The organism is Natronorubrum halophilum (assembly GCF_003670115.1).
In the GTDB taxonomy this organism is placed as follows: domain Archaea; phylum Halobacteriota; class Halobacteria; order Halobacteriales; family Natrialbaceae; genus Natronorubrum; species Natronorubrum halophilum.
In genome coordinates this window covers 761,387-777,157 of record NZ_QQTY01000001.1, presented here as the reverse complement: position 1 = coordinate 777,157, position 15,771 = coordinate 761,387, and the positions used below count along the sequence as shown (strand labels likewise).

At 64.6% G+C, this 15,771-nt stretch carries 17 protein-coding genes; 10 read left to right on the top strand and 7 right to left on the bottom strand.

The window, feature by feature from the left end:
- Positions 1-26: 26 nt before the first annotated feature.
- The 4 genes from udk to DWB23_RS03760 all read right to left on the bottom strand — a co-directional run bounded on the left by udk (position 27) and on the right by DWB23_RS03760 (position 3,454).
- Positions 27-707, bottom strand: coding sequence for a uridine kinase (gene udk, locus DWB23_RS03775; RefSeq protein ID WP_121741917.1), 681 nt, complete (start codon positions 705-707; stop codon positions 27-29).
- Positions 708-776: 69 nt separating this feature from the next.
- Positions 777-1,313, bottom strand: a complete 537-nt coding sequence (locus DWB23_RS03770; protein WP_121741452.1) for an NUDIX hydrolase — start codon at positions 1,311-1,313, stop codon at positions 777-779.
- 25 nt (positions 1,314-1,338) lie between these two features.
- A complete protein-coding gene (locus DWB23_RS03765; RefSeq protein WP_121741451.1) occupies positions 1,339-2,493 on the bottom strand; it encodes a pyridoxal-phosphate dependent enzyme in 1,155 nt (384 codons plus the stop codon).
- Position 2,494: 1 nt separating this feature from the next.
- On the bottom strand, positions 2,495-3,454 hold the full coding sequence (locus DWB23_RS03760; RefSeq protein ID WP_121741916.1) for a succinylglutamate desuccinylase/aspartoacylase family protein: 960 nt from the start codon (positions 3,452-3,454) through the stop codon (positions 2,495-2,497).
- A gap of 138 nt (positions 3,455-3,592) precedes the next feature.
- Between DWB23_RS03760 and DWB23_RS03755 the strand changes: the two genes are divergently transcribed.
- Positions 3,593-4,972, top strand: coding sequence for an MFS transporter (locus DWB23_RS03755; RefSeq protein ID WP_121741450.1), 1,380 nt, complete (start codon positions 3,593-3,595; stop codon positions 4,970-4,972).
- 85 nt (positions 4,973-5,057) lie between these two features.
- Here DWB23_RS03755 and DWB23_RS03750 read toward each other — a convergent pair whose 3' ends face one another.
- Positions 5,058-6,587, bottom strand: a complete 1,530-nt coding sequence (locus tag DWB23_RS03750) for a stage II sporulation protein M (RefSeq protein ID WP_121741449.1) — start codon at positions 6,585-6,587, stop codon at positions 5,058-5,060.
- Between the two features lie 403 nt (positions 6,588-6,990).
- Between DWB23_RS03750 and DWB23_RS03745 the strand changes: the two genes are divergently transcribed.
- Positions 6,991-8,133 carry an MBL fold metallo-hydrolase gene (locus DWB23_RS03745; RefSeq protein ID WP_121741448.1) on the top strand — a complete coding sequence of 381 codons (1,143 nt, stop codon included), beginning with the start codon at positions 6,991-6,993 and terminating at the stop codon, positions 8,131-8,133.
- A gap of 125 nt (positions 8,134-8,258) precedes the next feature.
- Entirely contained in the window at positions 8,259-8,429 is a 171-nt protein-coding gene (locus DWB23_RS24090; protein WP_449289615.1) for a hypothetical protein, read from the top strand.
- 165 nt (positions 8,430-8,594) lie between these two features.
- On the opposite strand, the gene DWB23_RS03740 is transcribed toward DWB23_RS24090, so the two are convergent.
- Positions 8,595-8,921, bottom strand: coding sequence for a nuclear transport factor 2 family protein (locus tag DWB23_RS03740; RefSeq protein ID WP_121741447.1), 327 nt, complete (start codon positions 8,919-8,921; stop codon positions 8,595-8,597).
- Positions 8,922-9,093: 172 nt separating this feature from the next.
- Between DWB23_RS03740 and DWB23_RS03735 the strand changes: the two genes are divergently transcribed.
- The 3 genes from DWB23_RS03735 (at position 9,094) to DWB23_RS03725 (ending at position 11,750) form a co-directional block, all read left to right on the top strand.
- Complete coding sequence (locus tag DWB23_RS03735; protein WP_121741446.1) at positions 9,094-10,893, top strand: Rieske (2Fe-2S) protein; 1,800 nt, start codon at positions 9,094-9,096, stop codon at positions 10,891-10,893.
- Between the two features lie 115 nt (positions 10,894-11,008).
- On the top strand, positions 11,009-11,533 hold the full coding sequence (locus DWB23_RS03730) for a DUF367 family protein (protein WP_121741445.1): 525 nt from the start codon (positions 11,009-11,011) through the stop codon (positions 11,531-11,533).
- A 67-nt stretch (positions 11,534-11,600) separates the two neighbouring features.
- Positions 11,601-11,750, top strand: coding sequence for a 50S ribosomal protein L40e (locus DWB23_RS03725; protein WP_121741444.1), 150 nt, complete (start codon positions 11,601-11,603; stop codon positions 11,748-11,750).
- A gap of 250 nt (positions 11,751-12,000) precedes the next feature.
- On the opposite strand, the gene DWB23_RS03720 is transcribed toward DWB23_RS03725, so the two are convergent.
- Positions 12,001-12,648 (bottom strand): MBL fold metallo-hydrolase, encoded by a 648-nt coding sequence (locus DWB23_RS03720; protein ID WP_121741915.1) that lies wholly within the window; start codon positions 12,646-12,648, stop codon positions 12,001-12,003.
- 188 nt (positions 12,649-12,836) lie between these two features.
- Between DWB23_RS03720 and DWB23_RS03715 the strand changes: the two genes are divergently transcribed.
- The 4 genes from DWB23_RS03715 (at position 12,837) to hisH (ending at position 15,116) form a co-directional block, all read left to right on the top strand.
- Positions 12,837-13,010 carry a DUF5786 family protein gene (locus tag DWB23_RS03715; protein WP_121741443.1) on the top strand — a complete coding sequence of 58 codons (174 nt, stop codon included), beginning with the start codon at positions 12,837-12,839 and terminating at the stop codon, positions 13,008-13,010.
- 4 nt (positions 13,011-13,014) lie between these two features.
- Positions 13,015-13,581: an endonuclease dU gene (locus DWB23_RS03710; RefSeq protein ID WP_121741442.1), complete on the top strand. Its 567-nt coding sequence runs from the start codon at positions 13,015-13,017 to the stop codon at positions 13,579-13,581.
- A gap of 110 nt (positions 13,582-13,691) precedes the next feature.
- Positions 13,692-14,288 (top strand): uracil-DNA glycosylase, encoded by a 597-nt coding sequence (locus DWB23_RS03705; protein ID WP_121741441.1) that lies wholly within the window; start codon positions 13,692-13,694, stop codon positions 14,286-14,288.
- 165 nt (positions 14,289-14,453) lie between these two features.
- Positions 14,454-15,116 carry an imidazole glycerol phosphate synthase subunit HisH gene (hisH, locus tag DWB23_RS03700; protein ID WP_121741440.1) on the top strand — a complete coding sequence of 221 codons (663 nt, stop codon included), beginning with the start codon at positions 14,454-14,456 and terminating at the stop codon, positions 15,114-15,116.
- Positions 15,117-15,771: the final 655 nt, after the last annotated feature.

The window sequence follows — 15,771 nt, the reverse complement described above, 5'->3', positions numbered from 1 at the left end:
TGTCGGGTTCGTCCACGGCGGGCCGTTCAGTTCGCCGTGGGTTCGTTGAACGACAGTTCGTAGTCGGGGTCGGCGTCTCGGTCGGGTCCCTCGGTCGCGAGTTCGGCCTCGATCTTCTCGGTCAGGAGGTCGACGGCCATTCGGTTCGCACCCTCGGGAATGATCACGTCCGCGTTCTTCTTCGTCGGTTCGACGAACTGCTCGTGCATCGGCTTGACCGTTCCGAGGTACTGGTCGATCACGCCCTCGAGACCGCGACCCCGGTCGATGACGTCGCGTTCGATCCGCCGCAGGATCCGCACGTCCGCGTCGGTCATGACGTAAACCCGCAGATCGAGCATCTCGAGGACCGCCTCGTCGTACAGCGAGAGGATTCCCTCGAGCACGATGACGTCCGTGGGTTCGACCGTCACCCGCTCGTCCGTGCGGTTGTGCACCTCGAAATCGTACTGGGGCATCTCGACCGACTGTCCCATCAACAGCGCGTTCAACTGCTCTCGAAGCAACTCCCACTCGAACGCGTCCGGGTGGTCGTAGTTGACCGCCGCTCGGTCCTCGAACTCGAGGTGCGAGAGGTCTTCGTAGTAGTTGTCGATCGGAATTCGGGTGACGGCTTCGCCGACGGTCTCGGCGACGGTGCGTGCGACCGTCGTCTTGCCGGCACCCGTCCCACCGGCGATCCCAATAACGAACGATGGAATACTCATCGTCCAACCGATGGGGAGGACACTACTGAATCTGTTGATACTCGGTCGCTCGAGGGGGTACTCCGGCACTCACTCGAACCGACCGGCAGCGGCTCGAAACCACGCGTCGTGAATCGGACGAAACGCCTCGTCGGTGGCGTCGAACGCCGCCGGCGTAAAGAACCGGGCCGCGCTCGCGTCGCTGCCGGCTGTCGGCGTACCCGCGGCGTCGCTCCACGCTACGACGTAGTGGACCGTCACCACGTGTTTGCCGTCCCGAGGCGGGACGGTGGCCGCGTCGCAAATCTCGAGGGCGTCGGGATCGACGACGACGCCGGTTTCCTCCTCGAGTTCGCGGACGGCGGCCGCCGCGGGCTCCTCCCCGACCTCCATGTGTCCGCCGGGGATCGTCCACTCGCCGACGCCCGGCGGGACGGCCCGTTCAACGCAGAGTACCGCCGGTTCGGGACCCGACCGATCGACGACCGCGACGCTTGTACAGGGGACCGGATTGTGCCAGACCACGTCCTTGCAGGCCGGACAGCGCTTGCGCTCGCGGTTATCGACGGTACCCGTCTCGAGACGAGCGCCACAGTCGGGACAAAACGTCGGCGGTCGGCTGACCATCTACCGTGGCATCAGGACCGGGGGTTCAAAGCGTTTTCAATCCGCTCCCGGTCAGGGGAACGACGACGGTCGCGTCGTCCGCGAGGATGTCGGCCTCGCGGTAGTCTTCCAGCGCCGCGGGGGCGACCGCACAGGTCGGCTCGACGTAAAACCCGCCGCGGTGGAGTCGGTCGAGCGCGCTCTCGATCGAATCCGAACCGACTGCGATGGCGTCGCCGCCGGTTTCCTCGATCGCGGTAAGGATCTCGCTCTTGCGGGCGGGTTCGGTGATCTTAATTCCGTCGGCCATGTCGGTTCCGTTCCCGTCCTCGTCGGTCGTCGTCCCACCTCGTTCCTCGACGATGGGGGCGTATCCCGCCGCCTGCGCGCCGAGTAATCGGGGCATTCCGTCGACGATGTCGGCTTCGTTGAGCAGCGAGAAGCCGCGGTAGGCACCGAGGAAGAGGGTGCCGTGACCGACCGGGAGCACGACGGCGTCGGGCACGGTCCAGCCCTGTTGGGCGGCGATTTCGAACGCGAACGTCATCGTGCCCGCGTAGAAGGCCGGATTCCAGGCGTGGCTGGCGTACCAGCCCTCGCCCGTCTGTTGCGGGGAACCCACGCTCCGGCGTTCCGAGGTGCGTCGTGCCCCGCCCTCCACGGCGTCGATACAGGCGTCGGTTACGTCCTGTCGGTCGCCCTCGATTCGGACGGGACGGGCGTCCGCCCGCTGGATCGCCATCAGCTTCGACTGTTTGACGTCCGCTGGCACGTAGATGTCCGCCTCGAGGCCCGCCCGCGCCGCGTACGTCGCGATTGCGGCCCCGGCGTTGCCCGAGGAGTCCTCGATGACCTTCTCGACGCCGAGTTCGACGGCTCGAGAGAGCGTCGTCGTCGCACCGCGGTCCTTGAACGAACCCGTCGGGAAGACGTACTCGAGTTTGAACTGGGCGTCCCACTCGGGCGCGTCGACGAGGGGCGTAAACCCCTCGTGGAAGGTCACGTGTTTCTCGATCGGGAGGAACTCGAAGAACGTCCATAGGCCGTCGCTGGTGTCGAGGCTGTGGAGCGGAAGCGGATCGCCCTCGGGATGCGGTCGGTCGGTGAACTCGAGGGCGCGTCCGCACGTACAGCGCCACGGTTCGTTCGGCCCGGCCTCGTAGACCGTTTCGCAGATCGGACAGATGAGATCGGATGGCATGTTAGTACTCGTCGATGTCGGTGGCGACGGAACAGACGTACTCGCCCGTCGCAACCTGGGGCAGGCGGCGGGTCCGCCAGAGGATACCGTCGCTGTCGGCTGCCACTTCGGCTTTCGGCTCGCCGAAGGGTGTCGTTACTTCGAACAGCAGATCGCCGCTGCCGACGCGATCGCCGAGTTCTTTCCGGAAGGTGACGAGGCCACCGCCCGGCGCGCCGTACTGGTCGAAGCCGCGGGCGCGAGTCTGGGGCTCGGACGAGACGCTGCCGTCGAGGAAGCCGTAGTGGGTGAGCACGTTGAACACGCCCTCGACGCCCTTCCGGATGCTCGAGTCGTCCCAGCCGACGCAGCCGCCGAGTTCGGGATCGACGGTCGGCACGCCTTCGTTGGGAGCCGCACGAGCCAACTGGCCGTCGGGCCCCTTCTGGTCCAGGACGTAGCCACAGCCGAAGACCTTCGCGAGTTCGAGACACTCGTCGTGGAGCCGGTGGCGTTTCCCACAGCGAACCCGAACCTCGTCGATCATCCGGCTGGTCGAACCCTGGTGGAGATCGAGGATCAGATCCGCCGAGACCGCGGGCGCGAACGTTGCGGCCGCGATCCGCTCGCTCGAGGTTCCGGACTCGTTTCCGGGGTACGTACGGTTCATCTTCGTGTCGTCGATCGGGTTTCGGTGCTGTGCGAGTTGAAAGGCGTGATAGTTGACGATCCCGACGATCAGGATCGTGCCGTCGATTTCGGCGGGATCGATCCGGGGGACGACGCGCTGGATGACGCCGATTCCGTTGAGTTCGTCACCGTCGCTCGCCGCCTGCATGTAGAGGGTCTTTCCCGCCCGTTCGCCGTTGATCACGGCGACGGGCAGACCGACCGAACTTCCGTCCCGGGTTTCGCCCACCTCGAGACGGCCCGTATCGATCTCTCCGGGCCCCGCGCTCGCCGTTCCGAGCGTCGTCGTCATGTCCCTGACGACGGACCGGTTCGTCTTTATTGGTTCGGTGTCCGCCAGCCGGAGCGGGGTTTCGGTGGTCGACCCGCCGTCGGTCCGCCCGTCGCCGAACGCGAAACGCAAAGTCCCCTGGGCGAGCACTGTAGGCGTATGAGTCTCGAGCAGGGTGACTCGAGGAACGAGGAGGCCGATCCGCTCGACGCCTTTCGGCAGTTCTTCGCGCTCGAGCGCGACGTCATCGTCCTCTCTGCGGCGATGTTCGCGTTCAGTCTGGGGTTCCAGATGACGAACCGGTACATGGCGGAGTACATGTCCGCGCTGGGCGCGACGGCGATCGTCATCGGCTTGTTCGGGACCTTCGGGAACGTTATCAGCGCCCTCTACCCCTACCCCGGCGGGGCGGTTTCGGATCGAATCGGCTCGCGGTACGCCCTGACCGCGTTCGGGCTGTGTTCGACGCTCGGTTTCGGTATCTGGCTCGCCGCACCCCTGTTCGCGGACGTTTCGGCCGGGCCGACGTCGCTCGCCATCGTCGCCGTCTTCGTCGGGTTGATCCTCGCACAGGCCTGGAAGTCGTTCGGACTCGGCGCGACCTATGCCATCGTCAAGCAGGCGGTCCCCCCGTCGCAGTTAGCTGCCGGCTTCGCGAGCACCGAAACGTTTCGTCGCACCGCCTTTCTCGTCGGCCCGCTGATCGCTGCCGTCCTCTTCTTCCCCTTCGGTTCGGGCGATGCCGACGTTCGGATCGCGTTCCAGCTGATCCTGATCGTCGCGCTCGTCTTCGGTGTTCTCGGCACCCTCGTCCAGCATTTCCTCTACGAAGCCGCGGAGGACAGTTTCGGCAAGGAGTTCGAGGGCGTCTCACAGGTCCTCACGGACCTGCGAGCCATGCCCGACGAACTCCGTCCGCTGTTGATCGGCGACACCCTCGTTCGGTTCTCCAACGGCATGGTCTACGTCTTCTTCGTCATCGTCGTCACCCGATTTCTCGGGGTCGGACTCTCCCTTTCCATGCCCGCGGTCGGCACCGTCGATCTCAGCCCCCAGTCGTACTTCGGGATGTTGCTCGTCCTCGAGATGCTCGTCGCCTTACTGGTCATGATTCCGGCCTCGAAAGCCGCCGAACGGGTCGGGCTGAAACCGGTGGTCGCACTCGGCTTCGCCGTCTACGCGATCTTTCCGATCCTACTCATCAACGCACCCGAGAGCGCGGCCGCGCTCGCCGTCCTCTTTGCGTTCTCCGGGTTGCGCTTCGCCGGCCTGCCCGCGCACAAAGCGCTGATCGTCGGCCCGGCGAAGCAGGGCGCTGGCGGTCGCGTCACGGGTACCTACTACCTTCTGCGGAACCTGATCGTCATCCCGAGCGCCGCACTGGGCGGCCTGATCTGGGAGGGGTTTTCGAACCCGCTGACCGGCGAGGCGGTGCTCGCCGGCTCCCCGGCCCTCGCGTTCGCCATCGCGACGGTGATCGGTCTGATCGGAACGGCCTACTTCCTGCTGTTCGGCGAGGAGTTCGAAGCGTACCGGTAACCCCGCCTCCGGCGAATCGCTTCGAGATCGTTCCTCGAGTCTCGTTGTTCGGCGACAGGGACCCGCGTTCACGACGAGGAGGAAGTCAGAGGAAGAGCCGGAAGTAGTAGGGGCTGACGAAGCCCTCGATGAACCCCGCGACGGCGAGGAGGATACCGATACCGATGAGCACCCAGAACGCGCGCTCGAGCGCGTCGGCGAGATCCGCCCGCGTCGCACGGCCCTGGTGCGTCCGCCAGCCGGCGAGACCGAGCTGGATCCCGAGCGCCGTCGCGATGAGGATCGCCGGAATCTCGAAGACGCCGTGGGGGAGCACGAACGCGAGGAGTTCGAGCGGCTCGACTTCGGTCCGAGCGAAGACCCCCATGAAGACGCCGTTGAACAGCAACGAGGCGATCGCCGGGAGGACGAGAACGATCCCGGAGAGGGCCGTCGTGATCGCGACCATCCAGTTGTTTCCGAAGAACTCGAGCGCCGCGGCCGGCGGGATGTGGCCCTCGAGACGAGCCGAAATCGAGGTCTCGAGAGGACCCGCGAACGGTCCGGCGACCGCCCAGCCGACCCAGAAACTGGCGAGGGCGAGGGCGACGACGATCGCGTGCGTGCCGAGCGTGGCCCGAACGAACGACGTCATCTCGGACCAGCCGCGTCGAGCGCCGGTCGTGAACTGGTTACGGAGCGAGCGCTCCGGCATCACCGGCGGCGTCAGTCGGTTTCGGTGCTCGGTGTAAAGAGCCGTCTTCAGGAGATCGAGCGCCGGGAAGACGAGCAGCGCGGTCACGAGCGAGGGAAAGGCCATCACGTTGACGAGGACGAGCGCGCCCGAGATGACCGATATCGCGATCATCGTTCCGACGGCGATGGCGTAGTAGAATACCGCACCGACCGGCCGGGAGCGTATGAACCCGCCGGCGTTCGACAGCGACCCGAAAACGGTCTCGTCGTCGACGACGACCGCAACTGGCGCGAACGCGAACAGCGCCCGAACCGCTGCGAGAACGACGACGACGATCAGTGCAGCCACGACTGCAAAACCGGCGGCGAGCAGCGGCGATCCGGTCATCATCACGGCGATACCGGTGACGAGTGCCGTCCCGATTCCGATCGTCAGAAGCACCGCCATCCACAGCAGAAACTCGAGAACGTACAGGCCGAGAAACCGCAGCCAGTAGCGACGAGCGCCGGCGATACCGGCGGTTAACCCTCGATCGTTTCGCAGCCGGGACGCACAGGCCGTTAGCTGTCCGGCAGCGACGGTGGAAGCGAGGAACACGCTCACGAGAACCGTCACGATGATCGTCACGACGATCAGTGCGCTCATTCCCAGCGTAAACACCTGGTCGAAGACGGGTTCGAACCCGCTCACCCACTCGTCGAACGCTTCGGGACTCGCGTTCGGATCCGGCGGCTCGGTGTCCATTCCGGCCAGTTCCTCCCGTATCACCGCGAGGTGACCGGTTACCTCGAGATAGATGAAGCCGACGACGATGGCGAGAAACGGAACGACGCGAACGATAGCGGGGATGGCGGCTCCGAGCAGGTACCACGGCAGGATATCTGCTGGTCGGCGGCGGAGTACAGCGACGGTAGCAGTAACGGAATCGGAGAGGGACATAGGTGGTAGTTAATCCGCTAGTAGGTAACCTAGTTGAATGTTCGGTCGTCGAACGGGTCGGTCGAGTCGTCGTCGAATCCGCTACCGGCGGGTCGCGGGGTAAATCCGCCGGTGGGGATGACGGAGACGGCGACGAGGGCCGCCGAAAGAAAAATCACCCGTCAGCTTGCTCCGGTCCGCCGTTAGCACTTCGCCATCAGGAGTCGAAGGCCGACGATCGCTCACGCATTCAGGTGATGGGCCGGCCTCGAGGGTGGAGGGACCGATTCCCGCTATATGCAGGGAGTCTGTACGCGATGGCGGCCGATCGATATCCGACACCGCTGGGCAGGCGCGGAACCGCGTTTCGTTTCGGTGGCATGTGCGTGGCGAGACTTACGTCGAATGCCGGTGTAGATCCGCTATGGTCACCACACTCTCCGCTGATCGACTCGCGGACCTTCAGGACGAGGGCACCGAGTTCGCCATCGTCGATACGCGGCCCGAAGAGAGCTACGAGTCGTGGCACATTTCCGGCGCGTTACACTTCCCGTTCGGACCGGAGGAGGATCTCGACGGCCGTCTCGAGGAGTTCCGTGACCTCGTCGGTGACGCCGAGCGGGTGATCACCACGTGCGCGAAGGGGATTTCGTCGGGCAACTTAGCGACGCACCTCGAGTCGGCCACCGACGAGTACGACGTCCAAACCGTCGACGGCGGGATGAAAGGCTGGAGCGGCGTCTACGATCACGTCGAACTCGACGTCGACGACCGGTTGACGATCGTTCAGGTACAGCGTCGCGCGAAGGGCTGTCTGGGCTACGTCGTCGGCTGCGACGCGACGGGCGAGGCCGTCGTCGTCGACCCGACCGGCGACGTCGACGAGTTCGAGATCGCCGCCGAGGAGGCCGGGCTTACGATCGCGGGCGTGATCGATACGCACGTCCACGCCGATCACGTTTCCGGTGGTCGGGAACTCGCCGACCGACTCGAGGTCCCCTACTACCTCGGCGAGCGGGCCGGCGACCGTGGCGTCGACCTTGAGTTCGAGTCGCTCGAGCGTAACGCGGTCCTCGACGTCGGCGAGCGCGAACTCAAGACGCTGGCCGCGCCGGGGCACACGACCGAGATGATCAATCTCCTCGTCGACGACGAGGCGCTGTTGACCGCCGACACGCTGCACACCCAGTCGGTGGGGCGGACGGAACTCGAGTTCAGCGAGGACGAGGGCGAGCGAGGGGCGGAACTGCTCTACCGGACGTTGCATGGCACGATCCTGGCCGAGCCGGAGGGACTCACCGTTCTGCCGGGCCACGTCACGGTCACCGCGGACGGCGAGTTCGAACACGGCGCGCCGGGCGAGGCGATCGCGACGACCGTCAGAAACGCGCGCACTGGAATCGATCTGCTCGAACTCGAGGAGGCCGACTTCGTGGATCGAATGGCGGACAGCGGCGAGGAGCCGGCGAACTACGAGGAGATCATCGATCTGAACCGCGGCGTGACGGAGCGACCACCCGAGGAACGAGCGGAACTCGAGTTGGGGCCGAACAACTGCTCGGCATAAGCGCTGGCGGTTGCCGAGTGTGAACGGAGCGGTGGCACGACCGTTCGGCCAGTAGCGGACTTACTATCGTTTTCCTGAATACGTGTTATATACTAGCATGGCGTCTGGACACACGGGAAAAGAAGATGCAGGTAACCGCGATACAACAGGTGAAATGTCCACAGTGTGCAACGCAGACGAGTATTTCGGTGCCCGACGACGTCGAACTGAAACCCAGTCGCTCCGTCGCAGCGTTCGGTGAGCAGACGAAGGTGACGTGTTCGAACGGGCACACGTACTGGGTACACTTCTGTTAGCTACTATGCCCTCTTTTGTGGCGGGACTCAGTTGCGAAGCACCGACCTACCGCGAGTATAGTAACAATTGAAACGATTTACACACCCATTGCACAGCCGCGGTTCTCGCCCACTCCGTTCGCTCCGAACCGTGCTGCTCTCGTGCGATCAGGTGTGCATTGACTGTCAGTGGCTACTATAGGTCTCGAGTCGCTCGATCCGACCGTCCTCGAGGTCGAAGAAGTCCGCGAAGGCGAACAGTTCCGTCTCGCCGTCGAGCACCCGGCCGCGGGCCGCGACTCGGTCGCCGTCGGCGAGGACTCCCTCGAGTTCGTGGCTCGTGTCCGGGTTCGGCCGGTCGTCGCGCATGAAGCGGACGAACGCCTCGCGACTCTCGAGCGTCCGATCGGGTCGGCGTTGGACGAAGTCGGGGGCGAGCAGACCCTCGAGCGTCTCGTAGTCGTGCTCGTCGAGCGCGTCGTAGTATCGCCGAACGAGGGCGGTCGGATCCATACCTCGACCGTTTCGCCGCGAGCGCCAAAAACGTGCCACTCCGAACGATGGGTCTTCGCCGCGAGACCCGCGGCTATCGGAGCCGTTTCGATCAGTCGAAGCGTCATGTCGATTCAAATACAATAGCTCCGTTCAGCGAACGCTTACACGCGTGTGCGTCGACAGCGTTCGTATGGCGACAGCAGATGAATTTCGGGCGGCCGTTGCGCTGGCAGACCTCGAGGAGACGGGACGCGAACTGGTGAGCATCGACGGAACGCCGCTCGCCGTGTTTTACTCCGATGGCGAGGTTCGGGCCGTGAACAACCGCTGCCCGCACATGGGGTTCCCGCTGGTCGAAGGAACCGTCGACGACGGCATCCTCACCTGTCACTGGCACCACGCGCGATTCGAACTCTCCTGTGGCGACACGTTCGATCCGTGGGCCGACGACGTGCAGACGTATCCGACTCGGATTCGGGACGACACCGTCTACGTGAATCCGAATCCGTCGCGTGAGCTACCGCCCGCAGAGCACTGGGCCGAGCGCCTCGAAACCGGCCTCGAGGAGAATCTCCGACTCGTGGTTGCGAAGTCGACGATTGGACTTATCGACGCTGGGGTCGACTACCGGGAGCCGATGGCGACGACCCTCGAGTTCGGTACCCGGTACCGCGAATCGGGATGGGGTCCGGGGCTGACCATTCTCGGCTGCATGGCGAACGTGATCGACGACCTCGAACCCGAGGATCGAAAGCGAGCGCTGTACACCGGCGTTCGCAGCGTGGCGAACGACTGTGCGGGCGAACCGCCGAACTTCGAGCAGCCGTCGTTTTCGACGGACGAGGTCGCGTTCGACCGGCTGAAGTCGTGGTTCCGAGACTGCGTCGAGGTCCGTGATCGAGACGGTGCGGAGCGCTGTCTTCACACCACGATCGCGTCGGGGAGGTCCGAAGCCGAGGTCGCCGAACTGATCCTCGCCGCCGCGACCGACCATCCGTATCTCTCGACCGGACACGTGCTCGATTTCACCAACACGGCCTTCGAGAGCCTCGAGCACGTGGGTTGGGATCACGCTGATGCGGCGTTGTCGAGCCTGATCGAGCCGCTCGTCACCGCCGCGCGGAGCGACGAGCGATCGTCGTGGCGACAGCCGATCGATCTCGTCGCGTTGCTCGAGGACGTCTACGGCGGCAACGTGACGGAGACGAGCGGGCTCGAGGATCTCGCGAGTGCGGGGGCGGGGAACGCCTGGTCTCCGCCGAGCGACTTTCAGGAGACGCTGCTCGGAGATGATCCCGAAGCCATCGTCGATGCGCTCGCGGACGCCGTTCGCGGGGGTGGGACTACCGAGGAACTCGCCGCCGAAGTGGCCGCCGCCGCCGGCACGCGCGTCGCGCAGTTCGGCACCGCAAACGAGTTCAGCGACTGGAACACCGTCCACCACACGTTCACGTACGCGAACGCCGTCCACCGGAGTACGCGACGGACGGACGCGGTGGAGCTCTACCGGGGCGTCTTCGACGCCGCCATCAACGTCTACCTCGATCGGTTCCTCAACACGCCGCCTGCGCCGATTCCCGCTCCCGGCGACAACGACACCGGGCGCGATCCGGACGTGATCCTTGAGGACCTCCTCGAGACGTTCGATACCGAAGGCGAGGTGAACGAAGCCGGACGGCTGGTCGGCGAGTTCTTCGATTGCGGCGGCGATCCGGCGGCGTTGAAACGCACGCTGGGCCACGGACTGCTTCGCGAGGACGCCGGTTTCCACACGCTCCAGAACCTCGAGGCGGCGTTCCGACAGTTCGAGTTACAGGATCGAGCGGGACCGCAATCGGAGTCCGTCACCGGCCCGGAACCACGGCGTCGCGTTCCGCTCGTCGGGACCGCCCGCTACATGGCCGCACACGGTCCGACTCGCCGGGAGGCGGAGCAGACGTTTTCGATCGCCGCGCGACTCAATCGCGGTGAGACGATTCACGAGGACTGATCAGCGGCGAGGCGGTCTGCGAGGACTGATAACCGCCCGCTGTGGCTCGCTTCCGGGGCGTTCCGCACGCCTTCGTTTCGCACGCCTTTTCTCTCGGCTCCCCCTACGGACGACCGTGGAGTGTCACGTCTACTACGAGGGTGACGACGATCCGAAGAAGTGCACCGCGCGCCGCCTCGAGAAGTTCGACGAGGCGACCCTCTACCGGCGGATGGAGCAGGTCCCCTACGGCGTCGTCCTCAATCCCCACGCCGACCGGGCGCTTTCGCCGGCTGACGCCGAGGACGGCCTCGGGACGCTCGTCGCGCTCGATTGCTCGTGGGAGTCCGCCGAATCGGCGTCGTTCCGAATGAACGGCGTCCATCGGGCGCTCCCCTTCCTCGTCGCCGCCAATCCCGTCAACTACGGTCGTCCGTTTCGACTGACGACCGTCGAGGCGCTCGCGAGCGCGTGTTGCATCTTCGACGAGTACGAGCGCGCTGCGGACCTCCTCGAGCCGTTTCGGTGGGGCGAGACCTTCCTCACGCTCAACGAGGAGCCCCTTCGACGATACAGCGAGTGTACGGACTCGAGCGAGGTCGTCGCCGTACAGGCGGACTATCTGGCCGAGGAAGGGGCCGAAGACGCGACGGACGAGTAGCGACCGGCCGTCGGACCCGCCGGCTGGCAATCACAGCGGTTATATGTCCGACCGGGTAACCTGCGGTATGGCCAGTTTCGACGCCGCGGAAAAACGGACGCTCGAGAAGATGATCTGCATGCGCTGTAACGCCCGCAACTCGAAGGGCGCAAACAGTTGCCGCAAGTGCGGCTACAAGAACCTTCGTCCGAAGGCGAAGGAAGCTCGAGCCGCATAACCGTCGACGAGGTCGGCTCGTCTCTCGTTCTGTTCTCGTCTCTCTCGTCAGTTTCGACGCCGGACCGGCGGTCGCGTGTAGTGGTGCTCAGCGGCTGCTGTCGTTCGTGACGCTCAGCGATTATTACAATCGCAGTTCTCGGCGGTTACTATCGTGACGTTCGACGGTGTCGTTCCGCGGACACGGTCTGTTTGCCGCGACGTTCAGCGGTACCGTTCCGGACGCGATATCGTTTGGGAGCCGCCCGCCGTTACTCGTCGGGATACTTCGGTTCCCGCTTTTCGGCTCGTTCGAGCCCCGTCTCGACCACGTCCCGTACGTCGCCGTGGAAGACGCCGCCGTGACCCGAGTACATGTGTTCGACGCCGGGAGACTCGCTTCGCTCGGAACTCGCGCGACCGCCGTTCGGCATGCGCTCGAGCAGTTCTTCGAGGCTCTCGATGAGTCGCTCGCGGGACTGACCGGCCATATCGGTGCGGCCGAAACTCCCGTACTCGAACGCGCCGTCGTCGTGGACGGCCACGTCTCCGGAGAACAGCGAGCTGTCCGAGACGAACGAGACGTGATCGTCGGCGTGTCCCGGCGTGTAGACCACGTCGAACGACTCGTCGCCGATCGTCACCGTATCGCCGTCCTCGAGTTCGTGGGTGCGAGTCGGATGGTCGTCGTAGGCGTATACGTCGGGGTCGAAGGCGTCCACGACGGCCTCGAGCTGGGCGACGTGATCGCCGTGCTGGTGGGTGATAACGACGGCGTCGATCTCGTCCGTGTGCGTTCGAATTTCATCGACGATACCGTCCCACGCGCCGGCGTCGACCAGCGTCGTTTCCTCGCCGATCGCGAGAAAGGCGTTGCAGGTGAACGTCTCCGCGCCCTCGGTGACGTGATGGACTTCCATACGCGAAGCGTCGAGCGCCGGGCTCAAAATGGTGCCGTCCGTACCCGCCCGTTCGCCGGTCGTGAGCTCGGTTCGCAGATCGTAAACCCGACGTAGGAGGCCCACACCGGTGACGAGGGCCTATCGCGACCGACGAGGGACTGCGCGACCGCGAGATTTTTCACCCGTAAGCACGAAGGGAACACCGTATGGGATTCGGAAGCTACGACGAATCCGAGCAACAGGAAGTCGAGGCTGATTTTGACGACACCAACGGGGTACGATCCGACGAAAACGACCACAACGGAGAGATCGAGTTCGAAAACGGCGCGTCGAGCGACGAGTTGCTCGATCGGCTCAAAGAGATCAAAGACGAGACCTGATCCGATGAAACGCGGGGTGCGAGCGGTGGGTATCGCCGAGTCGTTCCACCCTGACAACGACCGGAGCACGCTCGCCGGCGCTGTCGTTCGTGCCGACGGCGTCCTCGACGGACTCGCCTACCGCTCGTGTACCGTCGGCGGGACCGACGCGACCGACGCCGTTCTGGCGCTCGTCGGCGAACTCTGCCGTCCGGACGTCCGGTACGTGCTGCTCGGCGCGATCGCACCCGCGTGGTACAACCTGCTCGAGTGCTCGCGGATTCACGAGGCCGCCGAGCGACCGGTGATCGCCGTCTCCTTCGAGGCGAGCGACGGTCTCGAGGACGGCATCCACGACGCGTTTTCCGGCACCGAGCGCGCCGAGCGCCTCGAGACGTATCGCTCCCTTCCCGACCGTCGACAGCTGTCGGTCAACGACGAAACGGTCTACGTCAGACACATCGGTTGCGATGCCGACGACGCAGCGGCGGTCGTACGGACGTTCACGCCCGCCGGCGGTCGCCCGGAGCCGCTTCGCGTCGCCCGACAGGCCGCTCGAGCGGGCGATTCGTACGTCAGGTCACGCGAGTAAAATCGCGGATTCACGATCACATCCCGAAGCTAGATACTACGGTCACATCCCGCAGACGATACGCATCTGCGACCCGAAAGACGTAGTAGGCGGCCGTTTGAGCCACTACTATGGGAGAGATGGAGGATCTCTGCGTAACCGAGTGTACGCGCTGTCCGGCGCTCGTGGACTCTCGAAGTCGAATCGTCAACGGAACCGGTCCCGAGGACGCCGACATGGTGTTCGTCGGCGAGGGGCCGGGCGCACAGGAGGACGCCGACGGTGAACCCTTCGTCGGACGTAGCGGGACGGTACTCGACGACGGTCTCCGCACCGTCGGACTCGCGCGCGATGATATCCGCATCACCAACTGCGTACGCTGTCGACCGCCGGAGAACCGCGATCCCCACAAAGCGGAACTCGAGAACTGTCGCGGCTACCTCGAGCGGGAACTCGACCGGTTGGATCCGGACGTGATCGTCACCCTTGGGAAGGTCCCCAGCGAGCACCTGCTGGGTCGCTCCGTGGCGGTCACGAAGGAAGCGGGATCGGTCGAGGACGTTCGCATCGAGGGCACGCCGCGGCGGGTACTGATCTGCATCCACCCGGCGGCGACGCTCTACGACCGGAGCCAGGAGGAGACGTTCGAGAACGCGCTGCAACGGGCGGCCGAGCTCGCCGACGTGGAGGGTTCCGAGGGTGGACAGACGCGACTTGATGGGTTTTGAGTCGCGTCACTGCGGGTTGTGGGAGTCCGCTACGGGTTGTGGGGTTCTGCTTCGATTGTAGGGTTCTGCTGCGGGTTGTAGGAGTCCGCCGCGGGTTGTGGGAGTCGATCCCGAGACGATTACACGAAGAGCAATGCACTTGAACGCGGCCCACCGAGTACCGGTATGAGCACTGTTACGTCTTCCAGTGAGCAGTCTCTCGCCTCGGTTGTCATCGTCGATTACGGGCTGGGGAACCTGCGAAGCGTCACTCGCGGCTTAGAGCGCGCGGGTGCCGACGTCGAGATTACCGACGATCCGGAGGCATTCGCCGCGGCCGACGGCGTCGTTCTGCCCGGCGTCGGCGCGTTCCGCGAGGGCGTCGAGAACGCCGACCCGCTCCGCGAGGACCTCCTCGAGGTCGCCGAATCCGGAACCCCACTGTTCGGGATCTGTCTCGGCATGCAGATGCTCCTGACGAGCAGTGAGGAGGGCGAAAACGACGGCGAGTCCGCGGTCCGGGGGCTCGATTTGGTTCCGGGCACTAACGTCCGGTTTACCGAGGGACAGAAGGTTCCGCACATGGGTTGGAACGAGTTGGACGTAGAGCGTGACCATCCGCTCGTGGCCGGTGTCGATGGACAGTACGCCTACTTCGTCCACTCCTACTACGCGGTTCCCGACGACGAGGGTGCGACGGTCGCGACGACCGATTACGAACTCGAGTTCCCGTCGATCGTCGCCAACGAGGAGGGCAACGTCTTTGGAACCCAGTTTCACCCGGAAAAGAGCGGCGAGACCGGGCTCCGGATTCTGCGGAACTTCGTCGAGATCTGCGCTGCGGAGTAACCGCAGTGGAGAGACACCCCTCGGTGCCGCTGTATGGGGCTGAAAGAGCGTCCGTTGCCCGAGAATTCGACCGAACCCGTTTCAAATGAGGATCCAACCTGTTTCAAACGAGGAGTGACGAAAGCGATCGGGACGGGGCAAATCTACACGCTTAAATATCACTTCTGTGTAATCGTCCATTGAGCGTATCGAACGCGATCTCGTTCGGTCGGTATCGAACGTGCCGCCGCTTCTCGAGTCGGCTTCGACCATCGTTCCTGTCCGTTTCCGGCCAATTCGTTCTTCGATCTACTTGTCCCGTCTGTTCGTTCGCTCCTGTGGTTCTGGTTCCTCGTCCGCTCTTGCGCTGTCGCTCACCAGGTTCCATAGCTCGTCCTCGCGAAGCGTTTCCGTACTGTTTGCCGTCGGTCATTTGCCGCCGACCACCGTTTCGGGTGCCCACGCACCCACACATCGTTACAGCGGCAACACGGGGTCTGTGTCCCCACATACAGCGGCACCGAGGGGTGTAAAACGGTCGACTTACCCCCTATAGAAACCCTTTTGAATCCATACAGCGGAACTACGGTATTATCGAGGCGGGAGCACGTCCGGTTCCCTCCCAGGGAACGGGACTATACAGCGGCACTCGGGGGTACTTCGCTCGAGGCGCAAC

Excerpts from the sequence above, each read along its gene's own strand:
- DWB23_RS03705 (WP_121741441.1), top strand. The coding sequence starts at position 13,692 with ATGGGAGAGATGGAGGATCTCTGCGTAACCGAGTGTACGCGCTGTCCG.
- DWB23_RS03760 (WP_121741916.1), bottom strand. The coding sequence starts at position 3,454 with ATGACGACGACGCTCGGAACGGCGAGCGCGGGGCCCGGAGAGATCGAT.
- DWB23_RS03770 (WP_121741452.1), bottom strand. The coding sequence starts at position 1,313 with ATGGTCAGCCGACCGCCGACGTTTTGTCCCGACTGTGGCGCTCGTCTC.
- DWB23_RS03745 (WP_121741448.1), top strand. The coding sequence starts at position 6,991 with ATGGTCACCACACTCTCCGCTGATCGACTCGCGGACCTTCAGGACGAG.
- DWB23_RS03750 (WP_121741449.1), bottom strand. The coding sequence starts at position 6,587 with ATGTCCCTCTCCGATTCCGTTACTGCTACCGTCGCTGTACTCCGCCGC.
- udk (WP_121741917.1), bottom strand. The coding sequence starts at position 707 with ATGAGTATTCCATCGTTCGTTATTGGGATCGCCGGTGGGACGGGTGCC.
- DWB23_RS03740 (WP_121741447.1), bottom strand. The coding sequence starts at position 8,921 with ATGGATCCGACCGCCCTCGTTCGGCGATACTACGACGCGCTCGACGAG.
- DWB23_RS03725 (WP_121741444.1), top strand. The coding sequence starts at position 11,601 with ATGGCCAGTTTCGACGCCGCGGAAAAACGGACGCTCGAGAAGATGATC.
- DWB23_RS24090 (WP_449289615.1), top strand. The coding sequence starts at position 8,259 with ATGCAGGTAACCGCGATACAACAGGTGAAATGTCCACAGTGTGCAACG.
- DWB23_RS03715 (WP_121741443.1), top strand. The coding sequence starts at position 12,837 with ATGGGATTCGGAAGCTACGACGAATCCGAGCAACAGGAAGTCGAGGCT.
- hisH (WP_121741440.1), top strand. The coding sequence starts at position 14,454 with ATGAGCACTGTTACGTCTTCCAGTGAGCAGTCTCTCGCCTCGGTTGTC.
- DWB23_RS03720 (WP_121741915.1), bottom strand. The coding sequence starts at position 12,648 with ATGGAAGTCCATCACGTCACCGAGGGCGCGGAGACGTTCACCTGCAAC.
- DWB23_RS03765 (WP_121741451.1), bottom strand. The coding sequence starts at position 2,493 with ATGCCATCCGATCTCATCTGTCCGATCTGCGAAACGGTCTACGAGGCC.
- DWB23_RS03735 (WP_121741446.1), top strand. The coding sequence starts at position 9,094 with ATGGCGACAGCAGATGAATTTCGGGCGGCCGTTGCGCTGGCAGACCTC.
- DWB23_RS03755 (WP_121741450.1), top strand. The coding sequence starts at position 3,593 with ATGAGTCTCGAGCAGGGTGACTCGAGGAACGAGGAGGCCGATCCGCTC.
- DWB23_RS03710 (WP_121741442.1), top strand. The coding sequence starts at position 13,015 with ATGAAACGCGGGGTGCGAGCGGTGGGTATCGCCGAGTCGTTCCACCCT.